We start from the raw sequence: 17,530 nt of genomic DNA, 5'->3' as shown, positions 1-17,530 counted from the left end.
AGATGATATTTGTTCCTAAACGACTGGGTAGCAGGGGGAAAAATTTTAAACAAATCACTGTTATATTCAGTGTATTTAAAGTTCAATCCGAAATAAGGTAATTATAATGGAGTTTTATGGGGTGCTTTCTTTATATATTACACTTAAAAATTCTGCATAAGACTTCTCAAGGCCAATGATATCTCCAGATTTCAGATTCAAACCTCCTACTCCTGAGTTGTCTGATTTTACTTTTAGAGAGGAAACCTGAAAATAAAGATTGTCATCATTGGCTTTTGGCTGAACTTTCACTGTAGAGCCTAAAAACTTTTTGGTTGAAATCGTATAGATTTCCCCCGGAACCACTTTTAATTTTAAAAATGATCTGGGAGAAATAATATAGTCTTTACGGTTAACATTTATTTTCTGATCTTTTTCAGAAGAAGCAAATATATACATCTCCCCATGCTTAGCCGCCAATTTTTCTTTAGGTGTGTAATATAAAGCGATTTTATAATTGGCAGCATTGAATGCCTGAGGGGTACCATCAACATTTTCGAAAAGTTTTAATTCGAATGTATTGGCCCCAATCTCTTTTGCTTTTTTATATACCAGGGAAAATACGAGTGCATCATCTTTTGAAAATCCCTGTACTTCTACTTCTCCTAAATAAACAGCATCTGCAGCGGCAACATCTTTTCTGTAGAAGAATTTATCTGCATTGTCATTTGTTTTTTCAACTCTGGTCATATAAACATTCTGTGCGCTCCACAGCTGGATGCATAATACAGAAAAGAGGATTGCAATATTCTTCATATATATTATTGGTGTGAAAGGATTTCAACACATTCTTCAAGACTGTTTTCCCAATGTTTGGGTTCTATTTTATAAACTTCTTCTATTTTATCCAGAGACATAGTACTTCTTACTGGTCTTTTGGCAGGAGTTGGATACTCTTCGGTTGTCAATGGATTTAATTTTACTGATGATTTTGAAAACTCAGCAATTTTTTTGGCAAATTCAAACCAGGTTGTCTCCGGATAGTTTGAGAAGTGGAAAATGCCATAGGTTTTCTTTGGTGCTTCGATAATTCTCATCATAGCTTCTGCCAGATCATTGGCATTGGTTGGCTGTCCAAACTGGTCAGCAACAATTCCCAATTCTTCTTTCTGAGAGAAAAGATTCAACATTGTTTTCACAAAGTTCTTATTAAACTCGGAATACAGCCATGACGTTCTTATAATGATCGTCTTTGGATTGATTTCCAGTGCAAGCTCCTCTCCTTCTCTTTTTGATGAACCATATACTCCTATTGGATTTGTAAAATCATCTTCAGCATATGGAAGATTTGTGGTTCCATCAAAAACATAGTCTGTAGAAACATGTATCAGAACGGATTTATAATCTGCGCATGCCTGAGCAAGATGAGCCACTCCACCAGCATTTACGGCAAAGGCTTTTTCTTTTTCCTTCTCTGCCAGATCAACTGCGGTATATGCAGAGGCATTGATGCAATAATCAGGTTTGTTATCATAAAAGAAATCGTTCACCTGCTCTTCATTGGTAACATCCAACGTAGATGAGTCTGTAAACAGGAACTCATACAGATGTTCAAAATCCAGGGCAATTTTTTTTATGCAGTTTCCCAATTGTCCGTTACTACCTATTACTGCTATTTTTTTCATTTGTTTATTATTAATTTTTAAATTGGAACCTTCAATAAGAAATGGAGTTAAGAGTTCTTGGCATTCTGAGATCTTAAGAACTTCACCCTTGACTGGAAGTCTTTCTGGATAAGATCTACATAAAACTGATCAAAAATCTCTTTGATATCTTCTGGATGAACTTCTGATTTTCTTGTTTTAACATTAAAATAAATAACAGTCACCCAAAGTACAGCATGAATTGTTTTTTCATCCAGGCTCTTCATGAGAATTTCCACTTTTGCCGTTCTATCCTGTACATCAATGGTCTTGCTGCTGATCACTACCTGTGTATTATATCTTACTTCTTTGAGATAGGCTATTTCGTTCTGAATAGCAATCCAGGTACAGCCGGTTTTCTTGGTATATTCTTCATAAGTGAATCCATAAAATGTTTCCACATGATCTTCTCTGGCATTGAACATATACTCAAGATATTTTACATTATTCAAATGTCCGATCGGATCACAGTCACTAAACCTAACTTTGACCGTAGTTGATACTTCTTTTTCCATTCCGCAAAAATAAAAAAACCACCTCTAAAAGAGGCGGTTGGTTTTATAAATCTTTGTTAATTTGCTGAAATTATTGAATTCCTAATTCTTTCTTCACAGCTGGAGTTGCGTCTGGTCCTCCTTTATAAAGGAATGCTGTTGAGTTTGCATCCATAATATAATCGTATCCGCCAGCTTTAGCTACTTTTTCTACTGCATCGTTTAGCTTTTTCTCAATAGGACCGAAAGCTACGTCTTGCTTAGCCTGTAGATCTTTTTGAGCTTTTTCCTGCATTTGCTGGATTTCTTCAGCTAATTTTTTCATTTCCGCTTCTCTTGCGTTGTTTTCGTCAGCTGTTTTCTTAGGAGCTTCAGTTTGGTATTGCTGATATTTAGTTTGAGCTGCGTCAGCTTTCTTCTTGATCTCAGCTTGTTTAGTATCTAAGAATGTTTTAAGATCAGCATCTGCTTTCTTTTTCTCCGGCATCGCGTTAAGAACTCCCATTACATCTAAAGTAGCAATTTTTTGAGCTTTTGCCATACCTACAGATACAACCATCATTACTGCTGCAAATAATACACTTAATTTTTTCATAACTGGTAAATAAATAATTTAATTTGTTTTTAGATTTTAAAATATAGCAAAAGTTAATTCTTTTATTATTTTTTGCCTTTACTATTTGTTTTTTCCTTCTTGTCTGTTCCTTTTAATAAGATAGACAATACTTTTTCGGTGTAATCATATTTTGACTGAAGGAAAATAACACTAATGTTATTGCTTTTATCAAGAACTATGCCCAAGCCATTTTTTTCGGACATTGTTTTGATGGCTCCCCAGATCTGATCCTGAAAGGGCTGAACCAGATTTGTTCTCAGTTTTGTAATTTCACCATTCGCTCCAAAACGTAAGCTTGTTGTCGTTTTAATATTTTTATCTAGGTCTGTAACTTCTTTTTCTCTAAGTTTAAGCTGATCACCTATCAATAAAACTTTTTCACTTTCAAAAGCAGCTTTTTTTCTTTCATATTCAGACTGAAGGTTCTGAAGTTCAGACTCCCAGGTATCGATCTGAGAATTTAATCTTGCTTCGGCTTCTTTATACTGAGGTAATTTATTTAAAATTTCATTAGTATCCACTACCCCGATTTTCTGGGCATTGTTCAACCCGAAAAGCAAGAGTAATGCGAATGTGAAAATTATTTTAAAGTGCTTCATATTTAATAATTATAATGTTTGGTTCATCAAGAAGTGGTTTCTCCATCCGGACTTGTCACCTGATAATGTTTTATCAAGACCCAGTGCAAAGTCGAATCCGATCAATCCAAATGCTCCCATATAAACTCTTACACCAACACCGACTGATCTTTTCAACTGGAATGGGCTGTAAGAACTCCATGAATTCCATACGTTACCACCTTCTGCGAATGTCAGGGCATAGATTTTTGCAGTCTGGCTCATTGAGATCGGGTATCTTAATTCTAAAGTAAATCGGTTATAAATGGTACCTCCTCCTCTTTGAGTAATATCATCAGCCTGACCTCCTTCTGTACTGGCATTTTCATATCCTCTTAAAGGGATCAATTCTCTACCGTCATATCGACCTCCGAAAAGACCTGTACCTCCCATGTAGAATCTTTCAAACGGCGGCGCTCCCAGCTGGCTGTTATATCCGTCCATGAATCCCATTTCAGCAGAAGACCTTAACACAAGTTTTCCAATGATCTCATTGTAAACATCTGCTTTGAATTTAATCTTATAGAATTCCATCCACTTATATTTGTCAATAGGTGACATTGTGGAGTAATCTTTTTTCTTAAACAATGAGTATGGAGGAGTCAGTTTTGCTGAAAGCTCAATATTGGATCCCATTGTTGGGAAAATAGGGTCAATACCTGCTGAGTTTCTGCTCAGTCCTAAGTTGATACTGAAGTTATTGGCAGTACCGTTATTTTCTGTGGTATCTCCAAACTGGAATGGATAGTTATTAAAGTCATACTTCTGGAACTGTAAACCAGTGTAAAGTGAGAAATAATCATCCGGCCAGTTCAACAGTCTGTTTAATCCTACTGAAGCGGAGAAGATATTCAACTTCTGAGCTGCTCCGTACTGATCTGTATATCTTACTCTGGAGTTATTCAAACTTACAGAAAGAGCTGTTGGTCTTGTACCAAATAGCCAGGGTTCTGAGAATGATACTCCGTAGTTCTGGAAGTACTGTCCTGCCTGCACCTGAATAGAGAACGTTTGTCCGTCTCCCTGAGGTACCGGTTTGAAATCTTTAAACTTAAGGAAATTCTTTAATGAGAAGTTATTAAATGTTAATCCTAAAGTACCGATAAAGCTGTTACCCCCGTAACCTGCCTGTAACTGAACCTGTGAAGATCCTTTTTCTACAAGCTTCCAGTTGATATCTACGGTATTATCTACCTGATTTGGCTGGATATCCTGCCCGACCTGCTGAGGATCAAAGAATGACATTCCCGCTAAATCGAAATAGGTTCTCTTAATTTCTGTTTTCTTGAATAGTTCTCCCGGTTTTGTTCTTAGTGCTCTAAGAATTACATGGTCATGGGTTGTAGTATTTCCCTGCCATGTTACTTTATTCCAGGTAGCCTGCTCTCCTTCATTAATTCTGACTTCAAGGTTTACGGCATCTCCTGACACAGATTTTTCAACCGGCGTTACATTAGAGAAGAGGTAACCGTTATTCATGTAAACAGATTTAATATCCGAATCATCTTCTTTACCTCCGTCTTCCCCAACTTTTTTGTTGAATCCTACGGCATCGTAAATATCTCCTTTCTTATATCCTAATAATCTCTGTAAATATTCTGTTGAATAAACTGTATTTCCCGTGAATGTAATATCCCCGATATAATATTTTTTACCCTCGTTAAGCTTTACATTGATTTCGTAGTTATTTCTTTTGTTTCTCCATACTGAATCTGAAACGATTTTAGCATCTCTGTATCCAAGAGAGTTGTAATAACTGATAAGGCTTTGCTTATCTTCCTGGTATTTATCTTCAATGAATTTTGAGGATTTCAAAATACCACCGATTCCGAAACGTTTTTGTTTGGTTTCTTTGAAAGCTTTATTTCTAAGTTTGCTATCGGTTACATTATCGTTTCCTTCAAATTCGATATGGTCAATTTTAATTCTTTTACCCTTATCTACATTGATTGTCCAGTCTACCAAAGCAGGATCTCCTGCATTTACTTTATCCTGGATAGTAATTTTGGCATCTGCAAAACCTTTTTTGATGTAGTCTTTAGGGACATTGGTTTTAAGGCTTGAAACCAAGTTCTGAGTAATCTTAGTTCCTGGTTTTAGGTTGTTATCCTTTGCCAGTTTTTCACTTTTAGATTTACCGATTCCTTTTCCTGTAAATTTCACTTCTCCAAGTTCTTTCAGATCCTGCAGATAAAATTTCAGAACAATCGTCTGTCCTTCAATGCTTTGAACATAAACTTCCACTTCAGAAAAAGATTGGGTATCCCAAAGTTTTTTTACAGCGTTGCTGATTTTCTGTCCCGGAATGTCTACACTTTCTCCTTTTGTAAGGCCCGTAAATCTTAAGATCTGAGCTGGTGTATATTTTTTTACCCCATCTACAACGATGTCTTTAAGAGTATAAGTTCCTGCCTCATTTTCTGCATGTACAGCATTATTTACTTTTGTGCTGTCTTGTGGAGTTACTTGTCCATAAAAATGTGCAGAAGCAGCAAACATAATGATGGGTAATAGTCTAAACTTCATTTTATCGAGTCTTTCTTTTCTTAAAAATTTATTGGCCTTTTACCTGTTCACCGGTTAAACCATACCTTCTTTCCTTGTTTTGATAATCCACAATACACTGGAAGAAAATATCTTTGGTGAAATCCGGCCACAGAACATTTAAAAACTGTAATTCAGCATAAGCAATCTGCCAAAGCAGGAAGTTGCTTATTCTTATTTCGCCGCTGGTTCTGATCAGTAAATCTACAGGAGGAAAATCTTTTGTATAAAGATAATTTTCAAATAAACTTTCGTTTATATTTTCTATCTCTACTTTTCCTTCTTTTACATCAGAACTTATGTTTTTTACAGCTTCCAGTATTTCATTTTGTGAGCCATAGCTAATAGCCAATACAAGGTTTCCTTTTGTGTTTTCTTTTGTGAGTTCTACCACACGTTCCAACTGCTCTCTTACTAATGCAGGCAACTTCTCAAGATTCCCTATAACATGCATTCTCAATCCTTTGCTGAAAATCTCTTCTGCTTCCAGCAGTAAGGTTTCTACCAACAGATTCATAAGGGTATTCACTTCTTCGCTTGGACGATTCCAATTCTCTGAAGAGAATGTATACAATGTTAAGTAAGGAATATTAATCTCATTACAAGCATTAATAGCATTTCTTACTGCATTAATGGCATTTTTGTGACCGAAAGTTCTTTCTTCGCCACGAGATTTTGCCCATCTTCCATTACCATCCATAATGATGGCTACGTGTTTTGGTAAATTCTCAGAATTTATTTTTTCTTTAATCAACGACATATTATTCACAATAACACGGAGGTCTTCCGAACGAATATGTAAGTCCTAAACTGAAAGTATTCATCCAGTCTTTGGATCTTCCATCTCCAATATTTCTCTTTTTAATAAACTCTGCTTCTCTTTCTTTAGAAACCGCATAATAATTTCCTGACTGTAATAATGAACCGCCTGTGGCAGGATCCAAAATATCAGCATTATAAGAAGTTTTTACATCTTTGGAAAGGATCTTGCTGTGATCCAACTGATCCGTCAATGTATATCTGAATGTAGCTTCTGCAAATATTGCCCATGAATGGTTGAATTTATACTTTAAACCCACCCCAAAAGGGATATGCATTGTTACTTTTTTGCCCAATGAATAATCTGTGGTGGTTGTAAAATCCAATTCATTGACCGGAGCCTGTGCCACACCATCAGCATCTCTTCTGAAATCATTCACCAGAGTAGCTTTAGGAGCATCAAACATCAAAGCACCAACACCTCCGAAGATGTAAGGGCTCAGCATGCTTATCTGCTCATTATTTACCGGGAAAAAATTATATTCAAACATTAAACTCGCCTCATACACATTATTTTTTCCGTATGAGTTTCTATTTCTTCTATAATCTTCCTTTGCCGCTTTATCACTGAACTGGATCTGGTTGTATCCTAAATCCAATCTAACAGTCTGATGCGGGTTAAAATTAAATCTATATAATAAACCACCATAAAATGGAACTCCCCAATCTGACGCTCTGCTTAAATCCAACGGCTTTTGTAAAATATAATTTGTCCTTCCTACATCTCCCACTAGGTTACTCATACCTAGACGAACTCCCAATTCGTTTCTTTGTGCTTTAACACTTACCACTCCAAGGAAGGCAAGGAAGCTAAACAATAATTTTTTATTCATAAAAGAATATGGATTTATGGTTATTTTAAAATTTAATTTTTGCAAATATAAAACATTTTTATATTAATGATAATCTTAATGTTTAGTTAAAAATAAACAAAAAAACATAATTTGTTATAAAGTAAACGGCAAAGTGGCAAAAATATTCTTTTTTTCATAGAATGAAAATACTTTACATATGAAAAAACCCCCATTAAATGAGGGTTTAATGCTTTATTTTTTATTAAATAATACCTGTACTTTATTTCTGATCCTTATCAGTAAAGGCTCTTTATAATTTTTATCTTCATCGAAATAACCATAACCATAGCCATACCCGTAACCATAGCCATAGCCATATCCGTAGCCTTGTTTGGTATTATAGTCATTATAGACAAGTCCCAGATTATTGACTTCATCGTTATGATACTTTTCAGTAATCATTTTCAGCATATACTTTTCTGTGTATTCGTGGCGTACAACATATATATTAGCATCAGAATACTTCATCAGCTCGTAGGAGTCTGCTACAAGACCTACAGGTGGCGAATCTATAATAATGAAATCGTATTTTTCTTTGAGTTCTTCTATAAATCTGATATTTCTCTGACTCATCAAAAGCTCAGATGGGTTTGGCGGGATAGGACCCGAAGTAGCAACATCCAGATTAGGGATCTTGGTCTTGTTAATGACCTGGTCAATATCTACTTCTCCTGTAAGATAATTTGAAATCCCATATTTATTATCAATCTTAAAGTCTCCAAAGATTTTTGGTTTTCTAAGGTCCATTCCTAACAAGATTGTTTTTTTATCACTTAATCCTATTACAGATGCTAAATTGATAGAAATATAAGTTTTTCCTTCTCCTCCAATGGATGAAGTAATCAAAATAACTTTTCCCTTTTCACCTTCATTATCCATCAGGAATCTCATATTGGCTCTTATTCCTCTGAAGGCTTCTGAGACAGATGATTTTGGCTGCTCCAGAACGGTAAGCATATTTTCATTGCTGTTATTTCCTATTACCCCAAGAAGCGGAATTTTTGTAGCACTTAAAAGTTCTTTAATGTTTCTGATTTTACTGTCTAATACTTCACCTACAAAGATAAAAAGTAACGGAAGCAGCAGCAATCCTGAAATAATGACAGTTTTTGCCAGCTTGACATTAGGCCCGATAGGTCTTTGTCCCAGATTTTTAGCCGGGTCAATCACCGTAATATCGGATTGATTGGTCGCCATTCTCATCTTAGTATCGCTCTGTCTTCCCAGAAGACTATTATAAGTGGCCTCAATCATATTATATCCTCTTTCTGCATCCAGATATCTTCTTTCTTTTTCAGGGTAAGAAGCTAAATCCGAGTTGGCTCCTGAAATATCACGATCAATTTTGTTGATCTCGTCATAATATCTGTTATAGTATCCTCTCAAACTGTTCGATGATCCCATTCTTGCCTCATCAATAAGCCTGTTGATCTCTCTCATGGGCTCTGATGAAGGCTTATAAATAGAAGCCATTTCTGCTCTTTTGGTATATAGAGCTTTTAGCTCAGTAACTGTTGCTGAGAATACTCCATCTTCAAAACCTGCAGCATTGGTTCCGATCATTTTATCAAAATTCTGAGACTGCAGCGTGTTTTTTATATTGTTAAGAGAATTGATCTTGCTTATGATATCTGCTTTTTTAGCCTCGAGCTCTTTTATTTTTTCAAGAGATTTTTCGTCTCTGTCTTTAATATTATAAAGTTTTTCCGAAGTTTTTAAATAATTGAGCACACTCGCACTTGAATCCAGTTTTTTACGGATGTTATCAAGATTATCCTTTAAAAAGATATCGGTATTCTTATTGACTACGTTTTTATCAGCCAGTCTCTTTTTTTGTAACTCTGCAACAGATTTATTAAGGAAATTCACTGTGCTGTTGAGATTATAGCCTTTTTTGGTAATAATCATAATGGACCTGATTTCTTTATCAAAATCAACACCTGTAGTAGAAACAATTTCGTTTACACTTTCATTGATCGATTTCAGGTTTACAATGATATTATCCAACTGAATTTTAGAAGGAACAGGATTTTTAAGTAATCTGAACCTCAGGTTCGGAGCATTGTACCATTCATTGATTTTAATGATTTTATCAGCAGGTCTGCTATAACGATTGATAGTCTGAAACCCTTCCACTTCATAATTATACAGGTTGGTGGATTCTCCTTCTTCCGGTAAAACCACCTGATATGCTCCATCACCCTTAGGAATCAAGGTAATAGGATAATCTATCTGCTGAAGATGTTTTTTATCAATCTGAAGAAAAACCGGTGAATCATCTTTATCCAGGTAAGTGGATTTTATCAGTCCTTTGGTAGAATAATTAACAAAAAGATCCAGTTCTTTTACCAAAAATTCGTTGTGTGATCTTGATAAAAGCATTTTTTTCAGATAAAGCCCATCCTGATTTCCGGTATCACCCCAGATAAAGTTGATGGATTGGTTAGACTGTGTTGGTAAGAACTCAGAACCTTTACTGGAGGTACTTAATGATAAGTCTGATGCATAAATATTTTGTGCATAGTATTTACTGTATACCCATGCAACGGCATAGCCGATAAAAAACATCAATACAAACCAGTACCAGTTTTTAAGGACTCTTCTTAAAAAGTGTTCTAAATCAAATAACGCAAACGACCCATACTTTTCTTTCTGAGAATTATTCTTCTCTACAGCGGTTACTCTTTCTGGAATCATGACTAAAGATTTTTAAGAAGTAAATAAATAGACAATGCCGTAGTAATTACCGAAACTCCTGTTGTTAAAGTCTGAATTGGATCTTTTCCGAATCCATTCAAGCTTTTTGCTCTTGTGCTCAGATAGATTTCATCTCCATTCTGCACATAATAGAAAGGAGAGTTCATAAGATCTTCTCTGGTAAGATCTATTTTGGCAATTTTGATTCCTTCCGGAAGTTTTCTGTGGATCACGATCTCTTTCTTATCAATCGTCCTGTTCAAACCGCCATTAATGGCTAAAGCTTCAGTAATGGTAAGTGTATTTTTATGAACTACTTTCTCTCCTGAAAGACCTGTAGTTTCAACATCACCAAGAATATAATAAGTGATACCGTCCGTATTGAGTCTTACTTCAGATTTACCTTCCTGGAAATTTTCATTTACCTTTTCCTGAATTTCTTTTCTGATATCCTCTAATGTTCTTCCCTCAGCTTTTACATAGCCAATTCCAAAAACATTGATATCACCATTGGAATCTACCTTGAGTCCGTTAAAATAGAAATTCGTATTTCCTCCTCTGCTCATCCCGGAAGTAGTACCAACTCCTCCCCCTACAGAACCGCCACCAGACATGGCCGGACTTGTTACAGCTCCGGTTCCAGTTCCTCCTGAGGAATTGTAAGAAGAATAAAACTGTGCAGCATCTCCCTTGGGAGTTGTTACAATGTTAAGATTGAGGATATCATTTTTGGTAATCCTGTATACAGGGATATTGTAGGGAACAAGACCTTCTTCATTAATTACAAGGCTCTCACTTGGCTGTAAGTATCTTACATCCTTTGTTGTAATACATGAGGTAACTAAAAGAGGGAATATTAAAAATAAATATTTAAAGTTTTTCATCATATATATATAATATTGTTTACAAAAGTAATATTTAATTGTTAATTTTTGTTATTTCTTAATCGATATAGTAAATCCGGCAAATAAGCACCAAAAAACCCAGTGAAATAATCACCAATAATAAAAGATTGACATTAATATGTCTTAAATAATAAGCCACTCCAACAATCATCAGATAGTAGAGAATAATATAAAAAGTTGATCTCCTATGGGTAAGATTCAATTTCAGCAGTTTGTGATGAATATGGTTTTTATCAGCATCAAATGGTGATTTTTTGTTGTAAAGCCTGATCATAATGACATTCAGAGTATCTACAATCGGAAGAATCAGAATAGCTACCGCTACTACAGGAGCAGACTGAAGGTGATATCTGGGAACATCGATCAGTTTTTTATCTATAAAAATATCTATAAAACAAATGGATGTAAAAGCCAATAAAAAGCCAAGGAGCATAGAACCTGTATCTCCCATAAATATTTTGCGGGTACGGTAGTTTGACAGATTATAATACAAAAATGCCAATACAGTCCCAATGATAACAACAGATAGTACTACCAGCGGATAGTTATATTCTCCCAAACGGTAATAGCTAATTCCAAATAAAGCACTACAGATAACGGAATAACCGCCTGCAAGCCCATCTATCCCGTCAATCAGGTTGAATGCATTAATCAGAATAATAAATGTTACGATACTGAATATCACACTTACAAAATACTCCAGCTCGTATACGCCGAAGATTCCGAATAAACTTCTGATTCTGATATCGGATCCAATAACAATCAGGGAAGATACAACAATCTGTGCAACAAGTTTTTTGTAGGCTCTCATTACGACAATATCGTCCATTACTCCCACATAGAGCAGGATAATTAATGAAGCAAATAAAAATTTGTAGAGATCAAACAATTCATAGGCAAAAATAGAGGCACAGATTCCTATTGAATAAAAGATGGCAATTCCACCAAGATTGGGAATTTCTCTAAGGTGTGAGCTTCTTATTCCAGGCTCATCCATCAGATTCTTTCTTCTTGAAATCTTGACAATGGTAGGAATGGAGAAAAATGTAATTAAAAAGGAGAATACGAAGCCTAATCCTATTTTTATATAGAAAATAGGTATCCCCGATCCGCTTAAGAACAATTCAAAGTTTTTCATTCTTTTCTAATTCAGCACTTGTATCTCAAAAATAAAAAATCATAATAGGAACTTTATTATCATTTTCTACTGACCGAAACAATAGTACTTACATTTGTGTTTACTAAATCAACTTTCTTATCAATCTTTTTTGTCCTGCAAAAAACAACAGATAAAAAATCTTTTTCTTCAAAGGCAAAGATAAAAGATAATTCTTACCAAAACGACTATACTTCAATATATCTTGAATTTTTATTTGTCTTTCCTTCATAAAAAGGTCTAACTGATCAGACATGCTGTAAAATATTTCGTCTTTTTTCACATACGCCAGGTAGGCCAAAAACGAATAAACGCCCTCAAAAATCTGAAAATTTTTCAATTCCTTCCTTTTATTGGAATAGGAAGATTTACCAAATACCTGCTCTACATCAGAAACAGCCTTTAACATATCAAGTCCTTTTTCTGTGTGGGATTTTGTAATAGAATCAGTACGTTCAAGATACTGATAATGAAAGCTCTGAGTTTGTGCAATAGTTTCACATTCCAGCAAAAGCTGAGGAATCAGCTGAATATCTTCAAAATGAACTCCTTTTTTAAATCTTTTCTGATTAAAAAGTTCTTTTTTAAACAGCTTATTGCATGCAAAATAGCTGATATCAGAAAATACAGAAAAGTTATGTTCAAGGGCTATTTTCTCCGGCATATCGGGCAGCTGTGTCAATTTTTGGACAATTTTTCCGTTCTCATCCACCTTCTGAATATTACAGATGACCATTTTGGCATGATGCTTTTCCGCTAAAAGAAGCATTTCTTCAAACATGTTTTCAGTAACATAATCATCACTGTCTACAAAACCTATATAATCTCCGGCCGCCCTGTCGATTCCAAAATTACGGGCATCACTCAGCCCACCGTTTTCTTTGGTAAAGGCTTTTATTTTTTCAGGATATCTTTGTGCAAATTCTTTAATTATTTTTTCAGAGTTATCTTTACTTCCGTCGTTTACTACAATAATCTCAATATCAGAAAGGCTCTGCTTTACCAGAGATTTGAGGCATTTTTCCAGATAGTTTTCGACATTATAAACGGGAACAATAACGGATACTCTTGAGGGAACATTTGTCATACATTAAATTTTCGTCAATCTTGCATTCAGCCAGCCCTTTTTAGCTTCATCAAAATCTTTTCTGGAGCAGGGAATGCAGTTTTCTATATTTTCATCATCACCAAAATACCACAAATTGCTGAAAGTATCACGCCTGAATGCATATTGTCTGTCATCTATCAAAACGTAGAACAGCTCATAATGCCTTTCTTTCGGATGGGAATGCTGGATATTGATTCCTTCGATCAGGTACCACAGCATCTGTGCTAAAAGCTGATGGTTCAACTGGTTTTCAGAATAAATATTATAATTAAAAATTCCGACAGATTTCAGGTTTTCACTCAATCCGATTTCCTTCATATAGGCACAAATTTCTCTTCTGTTCAACCCATTTACCTGTGGATTCATTGAAAAGGGTTCACTAAAGCTTTCAATTGCATCACAGTTTACGGTCACCAGATCTGCTTTTCTGAAGAACGGCTCTGTCTTTTCTGTAGAATTCATCATTTCAGCCAGCCGGATAATATCAAATTCTACCTCTTTGATCAGCCTTACGGAATCCATTTCATTCAAATGTTTCTGGTAGCCCAGATGATGGTAGTTTTTAATGGAGAAATTTTTGGCTCCGAAAATTTTGCTCAAAAAAGTATTTTCATTGATGGTTTCACCTTGCTGAAGGGAAATAATATTACTGATCTGGGTATAATTGATGCTTTTCTTATGGAAATTCAATGCTGAAAATAATGAGAAAGCAAAGTCATTGGAACCCCCGACAATTACCGGAATAGCTCTTTTATAATGACATGCCGACAGGACTTCCTGTAAGATATAGTGAGTATCCTGAACAGATTTCCCCGATACCAGATCACCAAGGTCTACAACAGGAATTTCGAAATCCATCTGTGAAAGCTTGTAAAATTCTTTTCTTACCGCCGTAAAATCCTGCACTTCCGCATCGCCGCCCGCCCCTCTGTAGTCTGATACAAACAAAAGAACAATACTGTCTTCCCTGATATCTTTTGTAATCCGATTTCCTATCTGCCAGCTTTCTGTTTTAAAATTTCTTGGTGAAATGATAAAGTCTTCGAAATCCATATTTTAATTTAAAATGTAATAATTGATTAATTGCTTGATATAACAAACATACAAAAAACATAGAAACTGAGGAGACATGTTTCTATTTGTTCATAAAAAAAGCCGTCAACAGGCGTTGACGGCTTGTATTGTAACCTTAAGGATTATTTATTTTTTCGTTGCAGGTTTCTTAGCTGCAGTTTTTTTCGCTGTTGCAGTAGTCTTCTTAGTTGTGGCTGCTTTTTTAGCTGCAGGCTTTTTCTTTTCTGCAAAAGCTTTCGGATCCTGATCTGTAATCCATTTTTTAACCTCATCAAGAGAAAGTTCTTTCAGTTCCTCAGCTTCATATTTTGTATCGTCAGCTTTTTTCGGAATTTTGAACATGGCTTTTCCAAACTTGATGAATGGTCCCCATCTTCCGTTTTCAATGGAAATTTTTTCTTTTTCCCACTGCTGGATATATCGGTTGGCTTCTTTTTCCAATTTAGCATCAATCAGCTCATTGATATCGCTTTGCGAAAGGTTTTCGAAATCATATCTCTTGGGAACATTTACAAAGATATCTTTGTACTTGATAAATGGTCCGAATCTTCCGGATCCTTTTGTTACCGGTTCACCTTTATAGGTTGCAATCGGAGCATCAGCAATTTTCTTTTCATTGATAATTTCCTCTGCACGTTTCTGATCTACAGAAAGCGGATCTTCACCTTTCGGAATACTGATATACGTTTCTCCCCATTTTACATAAGGTCCGAATCTTCCCACTCCTACAGAAACCGGCTGTCCGTCAACTTCACTTAAGTCAAATGGCAGTTTGAACAGTTCCAGTGCTTCTTCAAAAGTAATCGTTGCAATATTCTGTCCTGACATTAATGATGCAAAGATTGGCTTCTCTTCATCATCAGTTTCTCCAATCTGGATCATCGCTCCGAATCTTCCGATCCTTGCATGAACATTTTTACCGGTTTTTGGATCTACACCTAACAGTCTGTCTCCTGTCGCGCGGTCTGCATTTTCTTCTACATCTTCAATTCTGGGGTGGAATTTGGAGTAGAAATTGGTCATCATTTCCTTCCATTTCTGATCACCGCTTGCAATTTCGTCAAAACTTTCTTCTACTCTTGCCGTGAAGCCGTAATCAAGGATTTCTCTAAAATTATCTGTTAAGAAATCGTTGACAACTTCACCAATATCTGTAGGAACGAATTTATTTTTATCACCGCCAAACTTCTCCTCAAGAACTACTTTTTTGATCTTATCTTTTGTCAGAGACATTTTGATCACTTCGCGGGTGTGTGGTTCGATTTCTCTTTTATCCACATACTCTCTGTTCTGAATAGTCTGAATGGTAGGCGCATACGTAGAGGGTCTACCAATCCCTAATTCTTCAAGTTTTCTCACCAACCCGGCTTCAGTATACCTTGCACTTGGTCTTGTGAACTTTTCAGTAGCAGTAATGGTTTTATAGCTCAAAACTTCACCCACGCTTACTTTTGGCAGCAGCTTATCGTTGTTTTCATCATCATCGTCCTCTGTTTTTACAATTCCGTAGGCTTTCAGGAAACCGTCGAAGATGATCACTTCTCCTTGTGCCTCAAAATGATGCGGTAATGATGTATTTCCTATTTCGATCACTGTCTTTTCAATTTTGGCATTAGCCATCTGAGAAGCAAGTGTTCTTCTGTATATTAATTGATAGAGTTTGTTCAGCTGTGCATCTCCTATGCTTTTCACTCCAAAATCCGTAGGTCGGATCGCTTCGTGCGCTTCCTGTGCAGAAGCTGATTTTGTTGTATAGTTTCTTGGAGAAGAATATTCCGCACCGTATTCTGAGATGATCTGTTTCTTAGCTCCTTCAATAGCTTCCTGGGATAGGTTTACAGAGTCTGTTCTCATATAGGTAATAAACCCTTCTTCATATAACCTCTGTGCCAGACGCATGGTATTGGTCACATTATATCCAAGTCTTGACGAAGCTTCCTGCTGTAAAGTGGAAGTTGTAAACGGAGCCGAAGCGGAACGTGTACCTGGTCTGGTTTCAACATTGAGAACTTTAAATTCTGCAGTTTTAGCCTGTTCCAGGAATTTTTCAGCCTCTTCTTCCTTTTCAAAATCTTTTTTAAGCTTAGCAGCAATTTCCTGCTCTGTTTTATTTAAAAAGATTCCGTCCAGTTTAAAGCTTGCTTTTGGCGTAAATTCACGGATCTCTTTTTCTCTTTCAACAATTAACCTTACTGCTACAGATTGTACTCTACCTGCAGACAGTCCCGGTTTTACTTTTTTCCATAAAACGGGAGACATTTCAAAACCTACGATTCTGTCCAGCACTCTTCTCGCCTGCTGGGCATTTACTAAGTTCTGATCAATATCTCTTGGATTGTCGATTGCTTTTAGAATGGCGTTTTTGGTAATCTCGTGGAAAACAATTCTTTTTCTGTTTTCAGGCTTCAGCTTCAACTCATCCGCAAGATGCCATGCAATAGCTTCTCCTTCGCGGTCCTCATCGGAAGCGAGCCATACCATATCGGCTTTCTTTACGGCAGCCTTTAATTCGGTTACCAGTTTCTTTTTGTCTGCTGAAACTTCGTAATCAGGACTGAATGTGGCAAGGTCTATCCCCATTCCCTTTTTAGGAAGATCCCGGATATGTCCGAAACTGGATTTCACTTCAAAATCCTTTCCTAGATATTTCTGAATAGTTTTTGCTTTTGCCGGGGACTCTACGATTACTAAATTTTTCGACATTCTAACTAAAAATTTTTGCAAAAGTAAAGCTTTTTTATTATATACTTTTTGTTAAAAGGGTTTAATTTAATAATCAGGGCGCTTTATACTCTCTTTCAATACTCATTTTTTGGATAAACAAATCCTTTGTAGTATAGGTTTTAGACTGTTATACAATAATCAGCATTTATTGATATAGAATTTTTCATCATCCATAATAGATGTAAGAAATATGCTGGTTTAAAAAAAAGCAGAACAAGAAGTCTTATTCTGCTTTTTACT

At 35.8% G+C, this 17,530-nt stretch carries 14 protein-coding genes; all 14 read right to left on the bottom strand.

The window, feature by feature from the left end:
- Positions 1-114: 114 nt before the first annotated feature.
- The 14 genes from AC5YGI_RS10025 to topA all read right to left on the bottom strand — a co-directional run bounded on the left by AC5YGI_RS10025 (position 115) and on the right by topA (position 17,269).
- The gene (locus AC5YGI_RS10025) at positions 115-795 is read right to left on the bottom strand and encodes a hypothetical protein (RefSeq protein ID WP_496168168.1); all 681 of its coding nucleotides are present in this window, start codon (positions 793-795) and stop codon (positions 115-117) included.
- Positions 796-800: 5 nt separating this feature from the next.
- Positions 801-1,664 (bottom strand): dTDP-4-dehydrorhamnose reductase, encoded by an 864-nt coding sequence (rfbD, locus tag AC5YGI_RS10020; protein WP_496168166.1) that lies wholly within the window; start codon positions 1,662-1,664, stop codon positions 801-803.
- A gap of 47 nt (positions 1,665-1,711) precedes the next feature.
- Positions 1,712-2,197 carry an acyl-CoA thioesterase gene (locus AC5YGI_RS10015; protein WP_110009820.1) on the bottom strand — a complete coding sequence of 162 codons (486 nt, stop codon included), beginning with the start codon at positions 2,195-2,197 and terminating at the stop codon, positions 1,712-1,714.
- A gap of 70 nt (positions 2,198-2,267) precedes the next feature.
- Complete coding sequence (locus tag AC5YGI_RS10010; RefSeq protein ID WP_110009821.1) at positions 2,268-2,771, bottom strand: OmpH/Skp family outer membrane protein; 504 nt, start codon at positions 2,769-2,771, stop codon at positions 2,268-2,270.
- Positions 2,772-2,836: 65 nt separating this feature from the next.
- Positions 2,837-3,391, bottom strand: a complete 555-nt coding sequence (locus tag AC5YGI_RS10005; protein WP_110009822.1) for an OmpH/Skp family outer membrane protein — start codon at positions 3,389-3,391, stop codon at positions 2,837-2,839.
- Positions 3,392-3,400: 9 nt separating this feature from the next.
- Positions 3,401-5,935 carry an outer membrane protein assembly factor BamA gene (gene bamA, locus AC5YGI_RS10000; protein WP_330744054.1) on the bottom strand — a complete coding sequence of 845 codons (2,535 nt, stop codon included), beginning with the start codon at positions 5,933-5,935 and terminating at the stop codon, positions 3,401-3,403.
- A gap of 28 nt (positions 5,936-5,963) precedes the next feature.
- Positions 5,964-6,713: an undecaprenyl pyrophosphate synthase gene (gene uppS, locus AC5YGI_RS09995; RefSeq protein WP_110009824.1), complete on the bottom strand. Its 750-nt coding sequence runs from the start codon at positions 6,711-6,713 to the stop codon at positions 5,964-5,966.
- A 1-nt stretch (position 6,714) separates the two neighbouring features.
- Positions 6,715-7,605: a type IX secretion system protein PorG gene (gene porG / locus AC5YGI_RS09990; protein ID WP_446104727.1), complete on the bottom strand. Its 891-nt coding sequence runs from the start codon at positions 7,603-7,605 to the stop codon at positions 6,715-6,717.
- A gap of 213 nt (positions 7,606-7,818) precedes the next feature.
- A complete protein-coding gene (locus AC5YGI_RS09985) occupies positions 7,819-10,323 on the bottom strand; it encodes a polysaccharide biosynthesis tyrosine autokinase (protein ID WP_330744059.1) in 2,505 nt (834 codons plus the stop codon).
- 2 nt (positions 10,324-10,325) lie between these two features.
- Positions 10,326-11,210, bottom strand: coding sequence for a polysaccharide biosynthesis/export family protein (locus AC5YGI_RS09980; RefSeq protein ID WP_110009827.1), 885 nt, complete (start codon positions 11,208-11,210; stop codon positions 10,326-10,328).
- A gap of 55 nt (positions 11,211-11,265) precedes the next feature.
- Complete coding sequence (locus AC5YGI_RS09975; RefSeq protein ID WP_496168162.1) at positions 11,266-12,366, bottom strand: glycosyltransferase family 4 protein; 1,101 nt, start codon at positions 12,364-12,366, stop codon at positions 11,266-11,268.
- Positions 12,367-12,469: 103 nt separating this feature from the next.
- The gene (locus tag AC5YGI_RS09970; protein ID WP_496168160.1) at positions 12,470-13,471 is read right to left on the bottom strand and encodes a glycosyltransferase family 2 protein; all 1,002 of its coding nucleotides are present in this window, start codon (positions 13,469-13,471) and stop codon (positions 12,470-12,472) included.
- Between the two features lie 3 nt (positions 13,472-13,474).
- Positions 13,475-14,545, bottom strand: a complete 1,071-nt coding sequence (locus tag AC5YGI_RS09965; RefSeq protein ID WP_446104723.1) for a formimidoylglutamase — start codon at positions 14,543-14,545, stop codon at positions 13,475-13,477.
- 147 nt (positions 14,546-14,692) lie between these two features.
- Positions 14,693-17,269 carry a type I DNA topoisomerase gene (gene topA, locus AC5YGI_RS09960; RefSeq protein ID WP_496168157.1) on the bottom strand — a complete coding sequence of 859 codons (2,577 nt, stop codon included), beginning with the start codon at positions 17,267-17,269 and terminating at the stop codon, positions 14,693-14,695.
- Between the last annotated feature and the right edge of the window lie 261 nt (positions 17,270-17,530).

It is taken from the genome of Chryseobacterium sp. CS3K3.1, from assembly GCF_059515165.1.
This window is presented reverse-complemented; position numbering and strand designations above follow the sequence as displayed.